Raw genomic sequence first — 15,110 nt, 5'->3', positions numbered from 1 at the left:
CGCGACATGAAAGAAGTCGACCTCGTCATCCGCGGCGCGCGCATCGTCTCGCCGGACCAGATCATCGAAGCCTCGGTCGCCATCGCGGGCGAGCGGATCGTGGCCGTCGGCCACGACGACACCATGCCGCCCGCGCGCGAAGAGATGCGTGCCGACGGCCTGTACCTGCTGCCCGGCGCCATCGACAGCCACGTGCACTTCCGCGACCCGGGCTACCCCAACAAGGAAACCTGGAAGACCGGCTCGGCCGCCGCCGCGATGGGCGGCGTGACCACCGTCTTCGAGATGCCCAACACCCACCCGGCCACCGGCACCATCGAGGCGCTGCGCATGAAGCAGAAGGCGGCCGAGGCGTCGTACTGCGACTTCGGCATCCATGGCCTGCTGGGCGACGACACCGTTGACCGCCTCGAGGAACTGCTCGACGCCGGCGTGACCAGCTTCAAGGCCTTCGTCGGCAACACCTTCGGCAACCTGCCGGCACCGACCGACGGCGCGCTGCTCGAAGGCTTCGAGAAGCTCGCGCCGCTGGGCATCCGCACGGTGGTGCATGCGGAGAATTCGTCGATTCTGTTCCGCCGCCAGAAGAAGATGCAGGAGGCCGGCCGCATCGATGCGATGGCGCACCTGGCCGCGCGCCCGGCAGTGGCCGAGATCGAGGCCATCGGCCGCGTGCTCACGCTGGCCGAGTGGACCGGCGCGCGCGTGCACATCGCGCACCACAGCGCGGCCGATTCGCTGTTCCTGCTGCGCGAGGCCAAGCGCCGCGGCGTCGACGTGACGGCAGAAACCTGCCCGCAGTACCTGCTGCTCAACACCGACCACATGTTGAAGCTCGGTGGCGTGATGCGGCTCAACCCGCCGATCCGCGAGGCGCGTCACAACCAGCCGCTGTGGGACGCGCTGATGGACGGCACGCTCGACATGATCGCCACCGACCACGCGCCGCACACGCCCGAAGAAAAGACGCGCGAGAGCATCTGGGACTGCGACTGCGGCTTCCCTGGTGTCGAGACGCAGATGCCGCTGATGCTCACCGAAGTGAACCGCGGCCGCGCCTCGCTGATGGACTACGTGCGCTGGAGTTCCGTCGCGCCGGCCAAGGCCTGGGGCCTGTATGGCACCAAGGGCGTGATCGCGCCGGGCGCGCATGCCGACATCGCCTTCGTCGACATGGAGCGCGCCGGCATCCTCTCGCAGAACAAGCTGCAGAGCATCAGCAAGATATCGCCCTGGAACGGCCGCCCTGTGAAGGGCTACCCGCTGCACACGCTGCTGCGCGGCCGCTTCGTGATGCGCGACGGCAAGCTGGTGACCGATGCCGTGGGCTGGGGCCGCTCGGTGAAGACGGTGCAGCAGATGCCTAGCCCCAAGCCGCGCAACACCGAGCACTACAGCAGCGCCATCCTCGAGACGCCGCCCGGCGTGCCGCGCACCGCGGTGCCGGTGGGCGAGGTGGACTGGAGCGCATCGTGAGCCAGAACGTCGGTGTGCACGTGGTCGCGTGCCGCGGCCCCGGCGACCTGAGCGGCGTGCAGGCGCTGATCGACGCGGGTGACATCGATCCGTGCCACATCGTCGCGGTGATGGGCAAGACCGAAGGCAACGGCTGTGTCAACGACCACACACGCGACTTCGCGGCCACGGCCTGGTGCCACTTCCTCGCGCCGTATCTCGACTGCACGGCCGACGCGGTGCATGCGCGCGTCGCGTTGGTGATGTCCGGAGGCACCGAGGGCGTGCTGTCGCCGCACTTCACGGTGTTCACGCGCGAGACGGTCGATTCCGCACCGACGCATGGCGAGAAGCGCCTGGTCGTCGGCATCGCCCACACCCGCGACTTCGCGCCCGAAGAGATGGGCCGCATGGCGCAGGTGGAGGCCACCGCCGACGCGGTGCGCGACGCCATGCGCGACGCCGGCATCGCCGACGCGGCCGACGTGCACTTCGCGCAGGTGAAATGCCCGCTGCTCACCTCGGCCAAGGTCGACGATGCGCTGCGGCGCGGCGCCGAGCCGGTCACGCGCGACACCTACGAATCGATGGGGTATTCGCGCGGCGCCTCGGCGCTGGGCGTGGGCCTGGCGCTGGGCGAGATCGCGCCCGAGCGCTTGAGCGATGCGGCGGTGCTGCACGACGCCACGCTGCATTCGGCGCGGGCGTCGGTGTCGGCCGGCATCGAGCTCGAAGGCAACGTCGTCATCGTGCTCGGCGAGGCAAACGGCAGTGCATCGGCCTTCCGCATCGGCCACACGCTGATGCGCGACGCGGTCGATGCGGTGGGCGTTCGCACGTTGCTGCGGACGTACTTCGGGCTCGACCCGGAGCGCGATGCCGGCGCCATCGCGTCGCGCCTGGTCAACCTGCTCGCCAAGGCCGAGGCCAGCCCCGACGGCCGCGTGCGTGGCGCGCGCCACACCATGCTCAACGACTCCGACATCAACTCGACACGCCATGCGCGCGCGGCCGTGGGCGGCGTGCTGGCGTCCGTCGTGGGGCGCACCGCGCTCTACGTGTCGGGCGGTGCCGAACACCAGGGTCCGCCGGGCGGCGGACCGGTGGCGGCCATCGTGCGCATGCCTTCTTCCTGAACGACCTCTCTTTCCGAAAGACACCATGAGCCAGAGCTTCATCCAACTGTCCGACGTGATGCTGCGCTACGGCGGCGGCACCATCGCGCTCGACCACACCACGCTGGGCATCGCCGAAGGCGACTTCGTCGCGCTGGTGGGGCCGAGCGGCTGCGGCAAATCGACCATCCTCAAGCTGGTGGCGGGGCTGCTCAAGCCGACCTCCGGCGCGGTGATCGCCGGCGGCCGCGAGGTCGGCACCGTGGGCACGAAGCCCGCCGCAGCGCATGCGTCGCAGGCACCGCGCCTGCGCATCGGCCTGGCGTTCCAGAACCCGACGATGCTGCCGTGGCTCACGATCCGCGAGAACGTCATGATCCCGCTGAAGATCGTCCAGCCCTTCCGCCAGGACTTCGCGAAGAAGAAAAAGGGCGAGTACCGGGACCGCGTCGACGCGCTGCTCGCGCAGGTCGGCCTCAAGGGCTTCGGCGACAAGCGGCCGTGGCAGCTCTCGGGCGGCATGCTGCAGCGCGCGTCGCTGTGCCGCGCGCTGGTGCACGAGCCCGAACTGCTGCTGCTGGACGAGCCCTTCGGTGCGCTCGACCAGTTCACCCGCGAAGAGCTGTGGGACATCATGCAGAGCCTCTGGATGGCCCGCCGCCCCACGGTGCTGCTGGTGACGCACGACCTGCGCGAATCGGCCTACCTCGCCAACCGCATCTGCGTGATGAGCTCGCGGCCCGGCCGCATCCTGGAGACACGCGATGTCGGCTTCGCCCGGCCGCGCACGCTGGAGAGCAGCTACGCGCCCGAGTTCGCGACGCTTGTGCAGCAGCTGCGCATGCGCATCGCCGAAGCCCGGCGCGATGGCGACGCCACGCCTGCGCCTGCTGTGGCGGCTCCCGTGATCGAAGAGGTGGCGGCATGAACGCGCTGTCTCCGGTCCTGCGCCAGCGCGTGCTGTCCGCCGCCGCACTCATCGGCTTCTTCGTGCTGTGGGAAGTGATCTGCCTCGCCTTCGGCGTGTCGGACCTCATCCTGCCGCGTCCGAGCCAGATCGCCGCGGTGCTGGTCGAGAAGATGCCGCTCCTGTGGCCGCATGCGCTGCAGACGCTCTACACCACCTTCGTCGGCTTCGCTTTCGGCGTGCTGGCGGGCATCGTGATCGGGGTCGGCATCGGCTCGTCGAAGCTGGCCTACGACGTGACCTACCCGCTGCTGGTCGGCTTCTCCAGCATCCCGAAGGTGGCGGTGGTGCCGCTCTTCGTCGTGTGGTTCGGCGCGGGCACGGTGCCGGCCATTCTCACGTCGATGGTGATCAGCATCTTCCCCGTGGTGGTGAACGTCGCCACCGGCCTCGCGAGCACCGAGCCCGAACTGGAAGACGTGCTGCGCGTGCTCGGCGCGCGCAAGCGCGACATCCTGTGGAACGTCGGCCTGCCGCGCGCCATGCCCTACCTCTTTGCGTCGCTCAAGATCGCGATCACGCTGTCCTTCGTCGGCACGGTGCTGGCCGAGACGGTGGCGTCGAACAAGGGCATCGGCACGGTGATGATGATCGCCAGCGGCAACTTCGACGTGCCGATGGTGTTCGCCGGGCTGTTCCTGCTCGCGGCCATGGGCGTGGTGCTGTATGCGCTGTCGTCGTTGGTCGAGCAGCGCGTGACCGGCTGGTCGCAGCGCAAGACCGATCTCGCGACGGGCGGCGCATGAACGTCGACATCCCGCTGCCCGACGGCACCACGATGCGCGGCTGGCTGGCCCGGCCCGCCACCTTGCCGGCACCGGCCATCGTGATGGTCCACGAGTGGTTCGGCCTCAACCCGCAGATCGTTGAAACCTGCCAGCAGCTGGCCGACGCCGGCTACCTGGTGCTCGGGGCCGACCTCTATCGCGGCGAGGTGGCGAAGGACGTGGACGGCGCACGCACGCTGATCCAGACGATTCGCGACGACGCGGCGATCGCCACGCTCGGCGCCTGCGCCGCGTACTTGCGCGCATCGCCGGATGGCAACGGCAAGGTCGCGTCGATGGGCTACTGCCTGGGCGGCGGTTGGGCGCTCGACATGGCGATCGCCGGGCAGGTGGATTCGGCGGTCGTGTTCTACGGCAACGTCGAGCGCAGCGACGCGCAGGTGGCGCGGATCCGCTGTCCGCTGCTCGGCCATTTCGGCGAGCGCGACGAAGTCTTCACGCCGCCCACCGTGAAGGTGCTAGCGGCCCAGCTCGAAGCGGCCGGTGTGGCCGATCACCGGTTGCATTGGTACCCCGCGGGCCACGCCTTCGCCAACCCCTACCGCCCGCTGTACGACGCGCCGAGCGCATCGCTCGCGTGGCAACGCACGCTCGATTTCCTGCAGCGCACCGGCGCGGCCTGAGTCGCCGCGCGCCTTCCCTTTCCATCGCTATCTTCAGGAGCTTCCATGCACCATCGATTTTCCCGCCGCCTGGCCGTCCTGGCGTTCGCGTCCCTGGCTTCGGCGTGCGCGCTGCAGCCGGCCATGGCCCAGGCCGTCACGCCCATCAAGTTCGTGCTCGACTGGAAGCTGCAGGGCATCCATGCCTGGTACTACCTGGCCGAGGACAAGGGCTACTTCGCGCAGGAGAAGCTGGCCGTGACCATCGACCAGGGCGACGGCTCGGCCGCCACCGTGACCAAGGTCATGGCGGGTGCCTACCAGGCCGGCTTCGGCGACGTCAACGCCATCGTGCAGAACGCCGCGGCCAAACCGGGCCAGGCACCCGTGATGGTCTACATGCTCTACAACCGCGCGCCCTACGCATTGATCGTGAAGGCGTCGAGCCCGGTCAGGACGCCCAAGGACCTCGAAGGCCGCACGCTCGGCACGGCGGCCGGCGGTGCGGCAGCGCGCATGTTCCCGGTGATCGCGGCCAAGGCGGGGATCGACGCGACCAAGGTGAAGTGGACCAACGTGGCGCCCAACCTGCAGGAGCAACTGCTGCTGAAGGACCATGTCGACGGTGCGGCTGTGTTCTCGGTGACCAGCTACATGAACCTGGTGGCGCAGGGCGTCCACCCAGACAAGGACATCCGCTGGTTCCACTACGGCGACTACGGCGTCGAGCTCTACGGCAACGGCGTGATGGTGTCGCAGCAGCTCCTCAAGGACAAACCCGAGGCCGTCGCCGGCCTGGTGCGCGCGGTGCACAAGGCCGTGCGCGACACCATCGCCGACCCCGATGCCGCCATCGCCGCGATGATGAAGCGCGAGCCGCTGCTCAACAAGGACCTGGAGAAGCGCCGCCTGATGTACACGCTCAAGACCATCATGCTGACGCCCGAGGTCGCGACGCAGGGCCTGGGCGACGTGAGCGATGCGCGCTTCGCACGCTCGTTCCTGCAGCTCAAGGAAGCCTTCGACCTGCAGCGCGTGCCGACGGCCGCCGAGGTGTTTGACCGCCGCTTCCTGCCGCCGCTGGCCGAGCGCAGGGCCGCTGTGAAATGACGACGGCTGACCCCGCCACGCTCGACTGCGCCTGGCTGCTGGCCGACCCCGGCGCCGCACCCGCCCAGCGCGACATGCGCATCACGCTCGCCGACGGCCGCGTCGATGCGCTCACGCCGCTGCCTGATGCGGTGCCCGGCCGACGGCGGCTCGCCCTGCCGGCGCTGGCCAACGCACACGACCATGCGCGCACCCACCGCAGCGCCACGCTGGGCGCCTTCAACCAGCCTCTGGAAAGCTGGCTGCCCTTTCTGGGCCTGACGCCGGGCATGGACCCGTACCTGTGTGCGGCGACCTCGTTCTCGCGCTCGCTGCGCCATGGCGTGGTCGACCTGATGGTGCACTACACCCGCGTGCAGGGTGGAATGCCTTACGTCGACGAGGCGGCCGCGGTGGCGCGTGCCGCGCGCGACGTGGGTGTGCGCATCGGCTTCGCGGTCTCGATGCGCGACCGGCATGGCATCGGCTACAGCGACGACGCGACGGTGCTCGCGGCGTTGCGGCCGGGCATCCGCGAGGCGGTGGCGCAGCGCCTCGCCGTGAAGCCGGTCGAGCCGGCGCAGCAGCTCGCGCAGGTCGACGAGGTCGCGGCCATGGTCGCGTCGGACGGTCACGCCGCGCATGTCGATGTGCAGTACGGGCCGACGGCCGTGCAGTGGTGCAGCGCGCCGTTGCTCGAAGCCATCGCACGCGCATCGGCCGACAACGGCCGCCGCGTGCACATGCACCTGCTCGAAACGAAGTACCAGCGCGCCTGGGCCGACGAGGCCCATCCCGGGGGCATCGTCCGCTTCCTCGACGACATCGGCCTGCTGAGCCCACGGCTCACGCTGGCGCATGCCACCTGGGCGCGGCCGGAAGAACTGGCGCTGATCGCCGAACGCGGCGCGAGCATCGCGGTCAACACCAGCTCGAACCTCGGCCTCAAGTCGGGCATCGCGCCACTGGCCGAGATGCTCACGCAAGGCTGCAAGGTCGCGATGGGCCTCGACGGCATGGCCTTCGACGAAGACGACGACGCGCTGCGCGAGGCGCGCCTGGCCTATGCGCTGCATCGGGGCTGGGGCTACGACACGACCATGACGCCGGCGCAGCTGTGGCGCTTTGCCTCGCGCGGTCGCATCGCGCCCGGCGCACCGGCCGACATCGTGCTGCTCGACTGGGATGCGCTCGACGACGACCCGCTGTTCGACGACATCGACCCGCTCGACCTGCTGCTGGCGCGCGGCAACGGCCGCCACATCCACACGGTGATCGCGGGCGGCCGCACGGTGGTCGATGCCGGCCGGGTGTGCGGCGTCGACGAGCTCGCGTTGCAGGCAGAATTGCGCGGCCGCCTGCGCGCCGCGCTCGCGTCGGACGCCGGCCATCACGGCTGGCGCCGAACCGTGCAGGCCCTGGCCCAAGACCTCGCCCCCTTCTACCGCGACGGCCACCTCGGCGGCTGCTGCGGCTGACTACGAACTCCACCCATCCCATGACCCGACTCAAGATCACCGCCGGCGGCTACGAATTCATCGCTGAAACCCATCCCGATGCCCCCCTCACCGTGGCGGCCTTCTCGAAGCTGCTGCCGTACCGGCAAAAGCTGATTCACGTGCGCTGGAGCGGCGAGGGCTGCTGGGTGCCGCTGGGCGAATTCAAGCTGGAGAACGACGGCACGCCCGTGGGCTTCGAGAACCACACCAGCCACCCGTCGGTCGGCGACATCCTGTTCTACCCGGGCGGCTACAGCGAGACCGAGATCATCCTGGCCTACGGCGCCTGCAGCTTCGCCAGCAAGATGGGGCAACTGGCCGGCAACCACTTCCTCACCATCGTCGAAGGCAAGGAAAACCTGCGCGCGCTGGGCGTGAAGGTGCTGTGGGAAGGCGCGCAGGACGTGCTGTTCGAGCTTGCCTGAGAGCCCCCGGCGCGCGGCCGGCCGGCCGCGGCTAAAGATGGGCGAACCGGTCCTTGCTCATCAGTACATCGACCCGATGGACCCGGGCCGCGACATCGAGGATGGCGTTCATCCGCTCGATGTCGCGGAAGATGTCTCCGCCGCCGCCTTCCACATGGGCCTGGCGCCCCGCCAGATCGGGAAAGGCCTCGAAGATGCCGAAGCGCGTCGTCGAGAACCGGACCGCGAACCAGGGGCCGGTGGCGGGCTCGTCTTCGACACAGGCCCGGATGTCGCGCAGCATCTGCACCACCGCGTCCTCCTGCCCGGGTCGCGCCTCGATCTCGATGAAGAAGGCCTTGCGGCCTTCTTCTCCCTGGTCCCCCAGCACCTGCACGCCGGGGTGACGGTGGGGGCGGGGTGTCGCTCGGTCGGTCATGGGCATCTCCTTGTCAGATGCGTCAATGTAGGCCGCAGGTCCACGCGCGCCTTGCCGGAACGTCGCGACTCCTTGCCCGATCGTCCAGGCTCGCTTTACGGGGGGCCGCCTCGCGACAAGAATGCGGCATGTTCGACGACCTGCGGCAGGCAACCCTGCGCTACACCAGCACCCACGGCGAGGCGGACGGTGTCGCGAGGACGCCGGTAGCCGGCCTCTACCTGGTCCAGCGCACGTCGCGCAGCGAGATCGAACACACGGTCGTCCGTCCGCTGGTGTGCATGGTGCTGCAGGGCCGCAAGCAGGTCGCCGTCGGACGGCACGGGATGTCCTATGGCGCCGGCGACACCATGATCGTCACGGGCAACGTGCCGACCGCGAGCCGGATCGTCGAGGCGAGCGTGGTCCGTCCGTACCTGTCGATGGCGCTGGACCTGGACCCCGCGTTGATCACCGATCTCGTCACGGGGTCGCCCGAAGACGGCGCAGTGCCGGGTCAACCGCAGGCGGACCAGGACCTCGGCGACGCGCTCAGACGGCTGGTGTCGCTGCTGGATCGCCCGCAGTCCCTCGCCGTGCTCAAGGACGCACTGCTGCGCGAGATCCACCATTGGCTGCTGATGGGCCGGCAGGGCCATGCCATCCGGAACCTGGGCCTGCCCGACAGCCATGCCCGGCGCATCGCGCGTGCCGTGGCCCTTCTGCGCGCGGACTATGCCCGGCCACTGCCCGTCGACCGTCTTGCCGTTGCAGCCGGCATGAGCCGCTCGGCCTTCCATCAGCATTTCCGTGCCATCACGTCGATGTCGCCGCTGCAGTTCCAGAAGCACCTCCGCCTGATCGAGGCCCGGCGCCTGGTGCTGTCCGAGGGCCGCTCGTTGAGCCGGGTGGCTTCCGACGTGGGCTACGAAAGCAGTTCGCAGTTCAGCCGCGAATACGCCCGCATGTACGGGCAGCCGCCGATCCGGGACAAGGAGGCGTATCGACGTTCGATCGGCGCGAGGCGCGCGACGGCGGCCGGTCCGGTCAGAGGTTGAACTCGTAATCCACCGTGATCGGCGCGTGGTCGCTGAACTTCATGGTCTTGTAGATCGACTCCTCACGCGCCAGCGCCGCCAGCGTCGGCGTCGCCAGGTGGTAGTCCAGCCGCCAGCCCACGTTCTTCGCATAGGCCTGGCCGCGGTTGCTCCACCAGGTGTAGGCCTCGCCGGTGGTGTCGGGCTTGAGCTGGCGGTAGACGTCGACCAGGCCGGCGCCGTCGGCGCCCGCGTCGAGCAGGCGGGTCAACCAGGCGCGCTCCTCGGGCAGGAAGCCGCTGTTCTTCATGTTGCCCTTCCAGTTCTTCAGGTCGATCTCCTGGTGGGCGATGTTGATGTCGCCGCAGAGGATGAACTCGCGTTCGCGCTTGAGCGCATTCAGGTGCGGGAAGAAGCCCTTGAGGAAGCGGAACTTGGCGGCCTGGCGTTCTTCGCCGGACGAGCCGCTCGGGAAGTAGCAGCTGATGATCGACAGCTTGCGCGTCGGCGTGTCGAAGCGCAGTTCGAGGTAGCGGCCCTCGGCGTCGAACTCGGCGTCGCCCCAGCCGACGATGACCTCGCTGGGCGCATGCTTCGTGTAGACCGCGGTGCCGGCGTAGCCCTTCTTCTCGGCGAAATGGAAGTGGCCCTTCAGGCCGGCCATCTCTTCGAAGCGGCCTTCGATGTCGCTGGCCTGGACCCGGATCTCCTGCATGCAAATACAATCCGGCGCCAGTTCGGCCACCCAGTCGGCCACGCCCTTGGTGGCGGCCGAGCGCAGGCCATTGAGGTTGAGGCTGGTCAGTTTGAACAAAAGGAATTCCCGATGGCTGAGGTGAAGGGGGCGGGCGGCAGGCTCGCACTGGATTTCGTGCAGTTCGCGCTCGACGCCGGCGTGCTGCGCTTCGGCGAGTTCAAGACCAAGGCCGGACGGCTCAGTCCCTACTTCTTCAATGCCGGCCTGTTCGACGACGGCGCCAAGATGCTGCGGCTGGCGGAATTCTATGCAGAGCGGCTGATCGACAGCGGCCTGGAGTTCGACATGCTCTTCGGCCCGGCCTACAAGGGCATTCCCCTGGGCGCGGTGCTGGCCGCCGAGCTCGCCCGGCGCGGGCGCAACGTGCCCTTCGCCTACAACCGCAAGGAAGCCAAGGACCACGGCGAAGGCGGCACGCTCGTCGGCGCCAAGCTGCAGGGCCGCGTGCTCATCGTCGACGACGTGATGTCGGCCGGCACGGCGGTGCGCGAATCGATCGCGACGATCCGCCAGGCCGGCGCCACGCCGCATGCGGTCGTCATCGCCCTCGACCGGCAGGAGATGGCGACGGAGGGCGGCGTGGACGTGGCCCACAGCGCCGTGCAGTACGTGCGCAACCAGCTGGGGATGCAGGTGCTGTCGATCGCCACGCTCGACGACTTGCTAAAGTACCTGACAGAACGCGGCGGCGGCGAACTCGGCGCCCACCGCGACAAGGTGCTGGCGTACCGCCAGCGATACGGCGCCGCCTGACGCCTGGCCGGTCACGGGAGAACGGATGCAGCTGCGGAACCGAACCTTCTTGGCGACCTGGTCGCTCTGTGTGCTGGCCGCCGCTGCCTCGGCGCAGGGGCCGACGGCCTCGCCCGGCATCTACAGCTGCACCGACAGCCGCGGGCGGACCCTCACCGCCGACCGGCCGATCGCCGATTGCGCCGACCGCGAACAGCGCGAACTCGGGCCCAGCGGCACCGTGCGCCGCACCCTCGAACCCACCTACACCGCCCGCGAGCAGGCCGAGCGCGAAGAGCGCGCGCGGCAGGCGGCGATGCAGGCGTCGCGGCTGAACGAGGAGCGCCGGCGCGAGCGCGCGCTGCTGATGCGCTACCCCAGCCCGGCGGCGCACGAGCGTGAACGGTCGGAGGCGATGCTGCAGATCAATGCCGTCATCGAGGCGGCCCGAAAGCGCCTGGGCGAGCTGGCGACCGAGCGCCAGGGCATCGACGACGAGATGGAGTTCTACAAGAAGGACCCGAGCAAGGCACCGCCGTCGTTGCGCCGCAAGCTCGACGACAGCGAGCAGAGCGTGGCGATCCAGAACCGCTTCGTCGCGGCCCAGGAAGACGAGAAGAAGCGCGTGAACGCGCGCTTCGACGAGGAGCGCGCGCGGCTCAAGCCGTTGTGGCCGGCCAACGCGGCCGGCGGTGGCGCGGGCCGCTGAGCCCGCCCCACCCGCTCAACCCAGCTTCGTTTTCAGCAGCGCATTGACCTGCGCCGGGTTGGCCTTGCCCTGGCTGGCCTTCATGACCTGACCGACCAGCGCGTTGAAGGCCTTGTCCTTGCCGGCGCGGTATTCGGCGATGTTCTTCTCGTTGGTGGCGAGCACGCCGTCGATGATGGCTTCGAGGGCGCCGGAGTCGCTCATCTGCTTGAGGCCCTTGGCCTCGATCACGGCATCGATCCGAGACAAGTCATCGGCAGCGCGGGCAACATATTCGGCCGGCAGCGGCGCGCCGCTGAACTCTCCCGCAGCCCATAACACATCGAATACTTGCTTCGCTGCATTGTTGGAAATGGTGCTGTCCGAGATGCGGCGGATCAGCGCTGCGATCATCGTCGCGCTGACAGGTGCGGAACCGATTCCGATGTCTTGCGCGTTCAAACGCTTTGCAATCTCGCCAGTGATCCAGTTGCTCGCCAGCTTGGGCGCCGCACCCGCTGCCACCGCCGCATCGAAATACTGTGCCAGCGCCACGCTCTGCGTGAGCTGCGCGGCGTCGTAGGCCGACAGGCCGTGCGTGGTCACATAGCGCTCCGCCATCGCACGCGGCAACTCCGGCATCTCGGCCTTCACCCGGTCGATCCATTCCTGCGCGATCGCCAGCGGCGGCAGGTCCGGGTCGGGGAAGTAGCGGTAGTCGGCCGCGTCTTCCTTGGTGCGCATCGCGCGGGTTTCGCCGGTGTCGGGGTCGAACAGCACGGTCGCCTGCTGGATGGCGCGGCCGTCCTCGATCTCCTCGATCTGCCAGCGGATCTCGTAGTCGATCGCCTGCTGCATGAACTTGAAGCTGTTCAGGTTCTTGATCTCGCGGCGCGTGCCCAGCTTGGCGCCAGGCTTGCGCACCGACACGTTGGCGTCGCAGCGGAAGCTGCCTTCCTGCATGTTGCCGTCGCAGATGCCGATCCAGGTGACGATCTTGTGCAGCTCCTTCGCATAGGCCACGGCCTCGGCGGTGGAGCGCATGTCGGGCTCGGTCACGATCTCCAGCAGCGGCGTGCCGGCGCGGTTCAGGTCGATGCCCGACTGGCCGATGAAGTCCTCGTGCAGCGACTTGCCGGCGTCTTCTTCCAGGTGCGCGCGCACCAGGCGCACGGTCTTGGATTCGTCGCCGACGAAGAAGCTCACGGCGCCGCCCTGCACCACCGGGATCTCGAACTGCGAGATCTGGTAGCCCTTGGGCAGGTCGGGGTAGAAGTAGTTCTTGCGCGCGAAGACGCTGCGTGGCGCGATGGTCGAGCCCAGCGCCAGGCCCAGCTTGATGGCGCGTTCGACCGCGCCCTTGTTCATCACCGGCAGCGTGCCCGGCAGCGCCAGGTCGACCGCGCAGGCCTGCGTGTTCGGCTCGGCGCCGAAGGCGGTGGAGGCGCGGCTGAAGATCTTGCTGGCGGTCGAGAGTTGCGCATGCGTCTCGAAGCCGATGATGACTTCATAGCCCTGCACCAGCGGGCCGGTCGGGCGGCCTTCCTGCTGCGCTTCGAAAGTGTTCACGGGGTCGCTCATCTCAAATTCCCTTGGGCGCGCGTGCATGCCAGTCGGTGGCCTGCTGGAAGCGGTGTGCGGCGTTCAGCAGCTTCGCCTCGGCGAAGTAGTTGCCGATCAGCTGCAGGCCGACGGGCATGCCGTTTTCGCCGAAGCCCACCGGCAGGCTCATGCCGGGCAGGCCGGCCAGCGAGCCGGGCAGCGTGAAGATGTCGGCCAGGTAGTCGGCGACCGGGTCGTCGCCATGCTCACCGAGCTTCCAGGCCACGGTCGGTGCGGCCGGGCCGGCGATCACGTCGCAGTCCTGGAAGGCCTGCTGGAAGTCGTCGGCGATCATGCGGCGCACCTTCTGCGCCTGCAGGTAGTAGGCGTCGTAGTAGCCATGGCTCAGCACGTAGGTGCCGATCATGATGCGGCGCTTGACCTCGTCGCCGAAGCCTTCTTCGCGCGTCTTGCCGTACATGTCGGCGAGGTCGCGGTAGTCCTTGGCGCGGTGGCCGAACTTGACGCCGTCGAAGCGGCTCAGGTTGCTCGACGCCTCGGCGGCCGCCAGGATGTAGTACACGGGGATCGACAACTCGGTGCGCGGCAGCGTGACGGCCACGCGCCTGGCGCCCAGCTTCTCGTACTCGGCCAGGGCCGCATCGACCGCGGCGCGCACGCCGGGCGCCACGCCCTCGCCGAAGAACTCCTTCGGCACGCCGATGCGGAGGCCCTCGAGCGAGCCGTTCAGCGCGCGCGAATAGTCTTCGGCCGGCCGGTCGATCGAGGTCGAGTCGCGGTCCAGGTCGGGGCCGCACATGGCCGACAGCAGTAGCGCGCAGTCCTCGGCCGAACGGGCCATCGCGCCGGCCTGGTCGAGGCTCGACGCGAAGGCGACCATGCCGTAGCGCGAGGCGCGGCCGTAGGTCGGCTTGATGCCGGTGATGCCGCAGAAGGACGCGGGCTGGCGGATCGAGCCGCCGGTGTCGGTGCCGGTGGCGGCGGGCGCCAGGCGCGCGGCCACGGCCGCCGCGCTGCCGCCGGAGGAGCCGCCGGGCACGCGGCCGGTGTCCCACGGGTTTCGCACGGGCACGACGGCGTCGGCGCCGACGGCGGGCACGGCCACGTTCTCGTTGGCCGACCCCATGGCGAACTCGTCGCAGCTGAGCTTGCCCAGCGTCACGGCGCCGGCCTCAGCCAGGCGCCGCACCACCGTCGCGTCGAAGGGCGAGCGGTAGCCCGCCAGCATGCGCGAGCCGGCGGTGGTCGGGAAGTCGGTGGTGACGAAGATGTCCTTGTGCGCGATGGGCACGCCAGCGAGCGCCGGTGCGTTGCCCTGCGCGATCAGCGCGTCGGCCGCCCGGGCCTGCGCCAGCGTCACGTCGGCATCGGCCGCCACGAAGGCGCCCAGCGCCTGGTGCGCATCGATGCGCTTCAGGAAATGCCGGGCCGCTTCGACCGCCGAGACCTCGCGCGATGCCAGGGCCTTGGCGAGGCCGGCCACGCCCAGTTGATGCAGGTCCGCGCTCATTCGATCACCTTGGGCACGAGGAACAGGCCGCGCTCGACGGCGGGGGCGCTCTTCTGGTTGGCCTCGCGGTTGTTCGGCTCGCTCACCACGTCGTCGCGCAGGCGCAGCGTGATGTCTTCGATGGCGGCCACGGGGTGGGCCAGCGGCTCGAGGCCGGAGGTGTCGACGGCGCGCATCTTCTCGACCAGGTCGAAGAAGCCGTTGATCTGGCCCTGCAGGCGCGTGCTCTCGTCGGGCGCCAGCTGGAGGCGTGCCAGCGTGGCGATGCGGGCAATATCGGTGGAGGTGAGTGACATTCGGAAATGAGGACGAAACGGTGTCGAAACCGGCCCCGCAGGGGGGCGAAAACGAGGGAAGTCCAGGGGATTCGGGTATTATCCCGCCTTTGCCGCAACCCCCGCGAACGCGCCGGCTTTTGCTGCAAAAACCATCAATCCATCCCTTCAGACGACCCAAAATATAGAGCGACGACCTGCCGATGCGCAT

Annotated in this window: 16 protein-coding genes; 11 read left to right on the top strand and 5 right to left on the bottom strand. The window is 69.1% G+C overall.

Translation table 11 applies throughout. The features are described 5' to 3' along the window. The first annotated feature begins 6 nt into the window (after positions 1-6). Genes allB through N8A90_RS15310 form a run of 8 tightly spaced genes read left to right on the top strand, consistent with a single transcriptional unit; the run spans position 7 to position 7,940 of the window. Positions 7-1,476, top strand: coding sequence for an allantoinase AllB (gene allB, locus N8A90_RS15345; protein WP_262075806.1), 1,470 nt, complete (start codon positions 7-9; stop codon positions 1,474-1,476). Further along, complete coding sequence (locus tag N8A90_RS15340) at positions 1,473-2,591, top strand: ring-opening amidohydrolase (RefSeq protein ID WP_262075805.1); 1,119 nt, start codon at positions 1,473-1,475, stop codon at positions 2,589-2,591. The genes allB and N8A90_RS15340 overlap by 4 nt, the downstream gene beginning before the upstream one ends. Before the next feature lie 25 nt (positions 2,592-2,616). Next, positions 2,617-3,498: an ABC transporter ATP-binding protein gene (locus tag N8A90_RS15335; RefSeq protein WP_262075804.1), complete on the top strand. Its 882-nt coding sequence runs from the start codon at positions 2,617-2,619 to the stop codon at positions 3,496-3,498. Then, on the top strand, positions 3,495-4,283 hold the full coding sequence (locus N8A90_RS15330; RefSeq protein ID WP_262075803.1) for an ABC transporter permease: 789 nt from the start codon (positions 3,495-3,497) through the stop codon (positions 4,281-4,283). The genes N8A90_RS15335 and N8A90_RS15330 overlap by 4 nt, the downstream gene beginning before the upstream one ends. After that, the gene (locus N8A90_RS15325) at positions 4,280-4,948 is read left to right on the top strand and encodes a dienelactone hydrolase family protein (protein ID WP_262075802.1); all 669 of its coding nucleotides are present in this window, start codon (positions 4,280-4,282) and stop codon (positions 4,946-4,948) included. The genes N8A90_RS15330 and N8A90_RS15325 overlap by 4 nt, the downstream gene beginning before the upstream one ends. A 45-nt stretch (positions 4,949-4,993) precedes the next feature. Continuing rightward, on the top strand, positions 4,994-6,037 hold the full coding sequence (locus N8A90_RS15320; RefSeq protein ID WP_262075801.1) for an ABC transporter substrate-binding protein: 1,044 nt from the start codon (positions 4,994-4,996) through the stop codon (positions 6,035-6,037). Next, the gene (locus N8A90_RS15315) at positions 6,034-7,494 is read left to right on the top strand and encodes an amidohydrolase family protein (RefSeq protein ID WP_262075800.1); all 1,461 of its coding nucleotides are present in this window, start codon (positions 6,034-6,036) and stop codon (positions 7,492-7,494) included. The genes N8A90_RS15320 and N8A90_RS15315 overlap by 4 nt, the downstream gene beginning before the upstream one ends. A 20-nt stretch (positions 7,495-7,514) precedes the next feature. After that, entirely contained in the window at positions 7,515-7,940 is a 426-nt protein-coding gene (locus N8A90_RS15310; protein ID WP_262075799.1) for a DUF3830 family protein, read from the top strand. Between the two features lie 31 nt (positions 7,941-7,971). Here the strand turns inward: N8A90_RS15310 and N8A90_RS15305 are convergent, their stop codons facing one another. Then, entirely contained in the window at positions 7,972-8,358 is a 387-nt protein-coding gene (locus N8A90_RS15305) for a hypothetical protein (RefSeq protein WP_262075798.1), read from the bottom strand. A gap of 128 nt (positions 8,359-8,486) precedes the next feature. On the opposite strand from N8A90_RS15305, the gene N8A90_RS15300 reads away from it, so the two are divergent. After that, entirely contained in the window at positions 8,487-9,395 is a 909-nt protein-coding gene (locus tag N8A90_RS15300) for an AraC family transcriptional regulator (protein ID WP_262075797.1), read from the top strand. On the opposite strand, the gene N8A90_RS15295 is transcribed toward N8A90_RS15300, so the two are convergent. Further along, positions 9,385-10,188 (bottom strand): exodeoxyribonuclease III, encoded by an 804-nt coding sequence (locus N8A90_RS15295; RefSeq protein WP_262075796.1) that lies wholly within the window; start codon positions 10,186-10,188, stop codon positions 9,385-9,387. The two genes, N8A90_RS15300 and N8A90_RS15295, sit on opposite strands and share 11 nt — an antisense overlap. Before the next feature lie 12 nt (positions 10,189-10,200). Between N8A90_RS15295 and pyrE the strand changes: the two genes are divergently transcribed. Together pyrE and N8A90_RS15285 are read left to right on the top strand one after the other, a co-directional pair. Continuing rightward, a complete protein-coding gene (gene pyrE, locus N8A90_RS15290) occupies positions 10,201-10,884 on the top strand; it encodes an orotate phosphoribosyltransferase (protein WP_262075795.1) in 684 nt (227 codons plus the stop codon). Positions 10,885-10,909: 25 nt separating this feature from the next. Then, positions 10,910-11,572: a DUF4124 domain-containing protein gene (locus N8A90_RS15285; protein WP_410087690.1), complete on the top strand. Its 663-nt coding sequence runs from the start codon at positions 10,910-10,912 to the stop codon at positions 11,570-11,572. Positions 11,573-11,587: 15 nt separating this feature from the next. On the opposite strand, the gene gatB is transcribed toward N8A90_RS15285, so the two are convergent. Genes gatB through gatC form a run of 3 tightly spaced genes read right to left on the bottom strand, consistent with a single transcriptional unit; the run spans position 11,588 to position 14,920 of the window. After that, the gene (gene gatB / locus N8A90_RS15280; RefSeq protein ID WP_262075793.1) at positions 11,588-13,132 is read right to left on the bottom strand and encodes an Asp-tRNA(Asn)/Glu-tRNA(Gln) amidotransferase subunit GatB; all 1,545 of its coding nucleotides are present in this window, start codon (positions 13,130-13,132) and stop codon (positions 11,588-11,590) included. A 1-nt stretch (position 13,133) separates the two neighbouring features. After that, the gene (gene gatA / locus N8A90_RS15275; protein ID WP_262075792.1) at positions 13,134-14,624 is read right to left on the bottom strand and encodes an Asp-tRNA(Asn)/Glu-tRNA(Gln) amidotransferase subunit GatA; all 1,491 of its coding nucleotides are present in this window, start codon (positions 14,622-14,624) and stop codon (positions 13,134-13,136) included. Further along, positions 14,621-14,920 carry an Asp-tRNA(Asn)/Glu-tRNA(Gln) amidotransferase subunit GatC gene (gatC, locus tag N8A90_RS15270; protein ID WP_262075791.1) on the bottom strand — a complete coding sequence of 100 codons (300 nt, stop codon included), beginning with the start codon at positions 14,918-14,920 and terminating at the stop codon, positions 14,621-14,623. Before gatC ends, gatA begins: the two co-directional genes overlap by 4 nt. Positions 14,921-15,110 lie beyond the last annotated feature (190 nt).

It is taken from the genome of Variovorax sp. N23 (genome assembly GCF_025486315.1).
Lineage (GTDB): Bacteria > Pseudomonadota > Gammaproteobacteria > Burkholderiales > Burkholderiaceae_C > Variovorax.
This window is presented reverse-complemented; position numbering and strand designations above follow the sequence as displayed.

What these genes read in the sequence shown, in the direction of transcription:
- N8A90_RS15325 (WP_262075802.1), top strand. Translation starts at nt 4,280, where the DNA reads ATGAACGTCGACATCCCGCTGCCCGACGGCACCACGATGCGCGGCTGG.
- pyrE (WP_262075795.1), top strand. Translation starts at nt 10,201, where the DNA reads ATGGCTGAGGTGAAGGGGGCGGGCGGCAGGCTCGCACTGGATTTCGTG.
- allB (WP_262075806.1), top strand. Translation starts at nt 7, where the DNA reads ATGAAAGAAGTCGACCTCGTCATCCGCGGCGCGCGCATCGTCTCGCCG.
- N8A90_RS15330 (WP_262075803.1), top strand. Translation starts at nt 3,495, where the DNA reads ATGAACGCGCTGTCTCCGGTCCTGCGCCAGCGCGTGCTGTCCGCCGCC.
- N8A90_RS15310 (WP_262075799.1), top strand. Translation starts at nt 7,515, where the DNA reads ATGACCCGACTCAAGATCACCGCCGGCGGCTACGAATTCATCGCTGAA.
- N8A90_RS15315 (WP_262075800.1), top strand. Translation starts at nt 6,034, where the DNA reads ATGACGACGGCTGACCCCGCCACGCTCGACTGCGCCTGGCTGCTGGCC.
- gatB (WP_262075793.1), bottom strand. Translation starts at nt 13,132, where the DNA reads ATGAGCGACCCCGTGAACACTTTCGAAGCGCAGCAGGAAGGCCGCCCG.
- gatC (WP_262075791.1), bottom strand. Translation starts at nt 14,920, where the DNA reads ATGTCACTCACCTCCACCGATATTGCCCGCATCGCCACGCTGGCACGC.
- N8A90_RS15305 (WP_262075798.1), bottom strand. Translation starts at nt 8,358, where the DNA reads ATGACCGACCGAGCGACACCCCGCCCCCACCGTCACCCCGGCGTGCAG.
- N8A90_RS15335 (WP_262075804.1), top strand. Translation starts at nt 2,617, where the DNA reads ATGAGCCAGAGCTTCATCCAACTGTCCGACGTGATGCTGCGCTACGGC.
- N8A90_RS15285 (WP_410087690.1), top strand. Translation starts at nt 10,910, where the DNA reads ATGCAGCTGCGGAACCGAACCTTCTTGGCGACCTGGTCGCTCTGTGTG.
- N8A90_RS15300 (WP_262075797.1), top strand. Translation starts at nt 8,487, where the DNA reads ATGTTCGACGACCTGCGGCAGGCAACCCTGCGCTACACCAGCACCCAC.
- gatA (WP_262075792.1), bottom strand. Translation starts at nt 14,624, where the DNA reads ATGAGCGCGGACCTGCATCAACTGGGCGTGGCCGGCCTCGCCAAGGCC.
- N8A90_RS15320 (WP_262075801.1), top strand. Translation starts at nt 4,994, where the DNA reads ATGCACCATCGATTTTCCCGCCGCCTGGCCGTCCTGGCGTTCGCGTCC.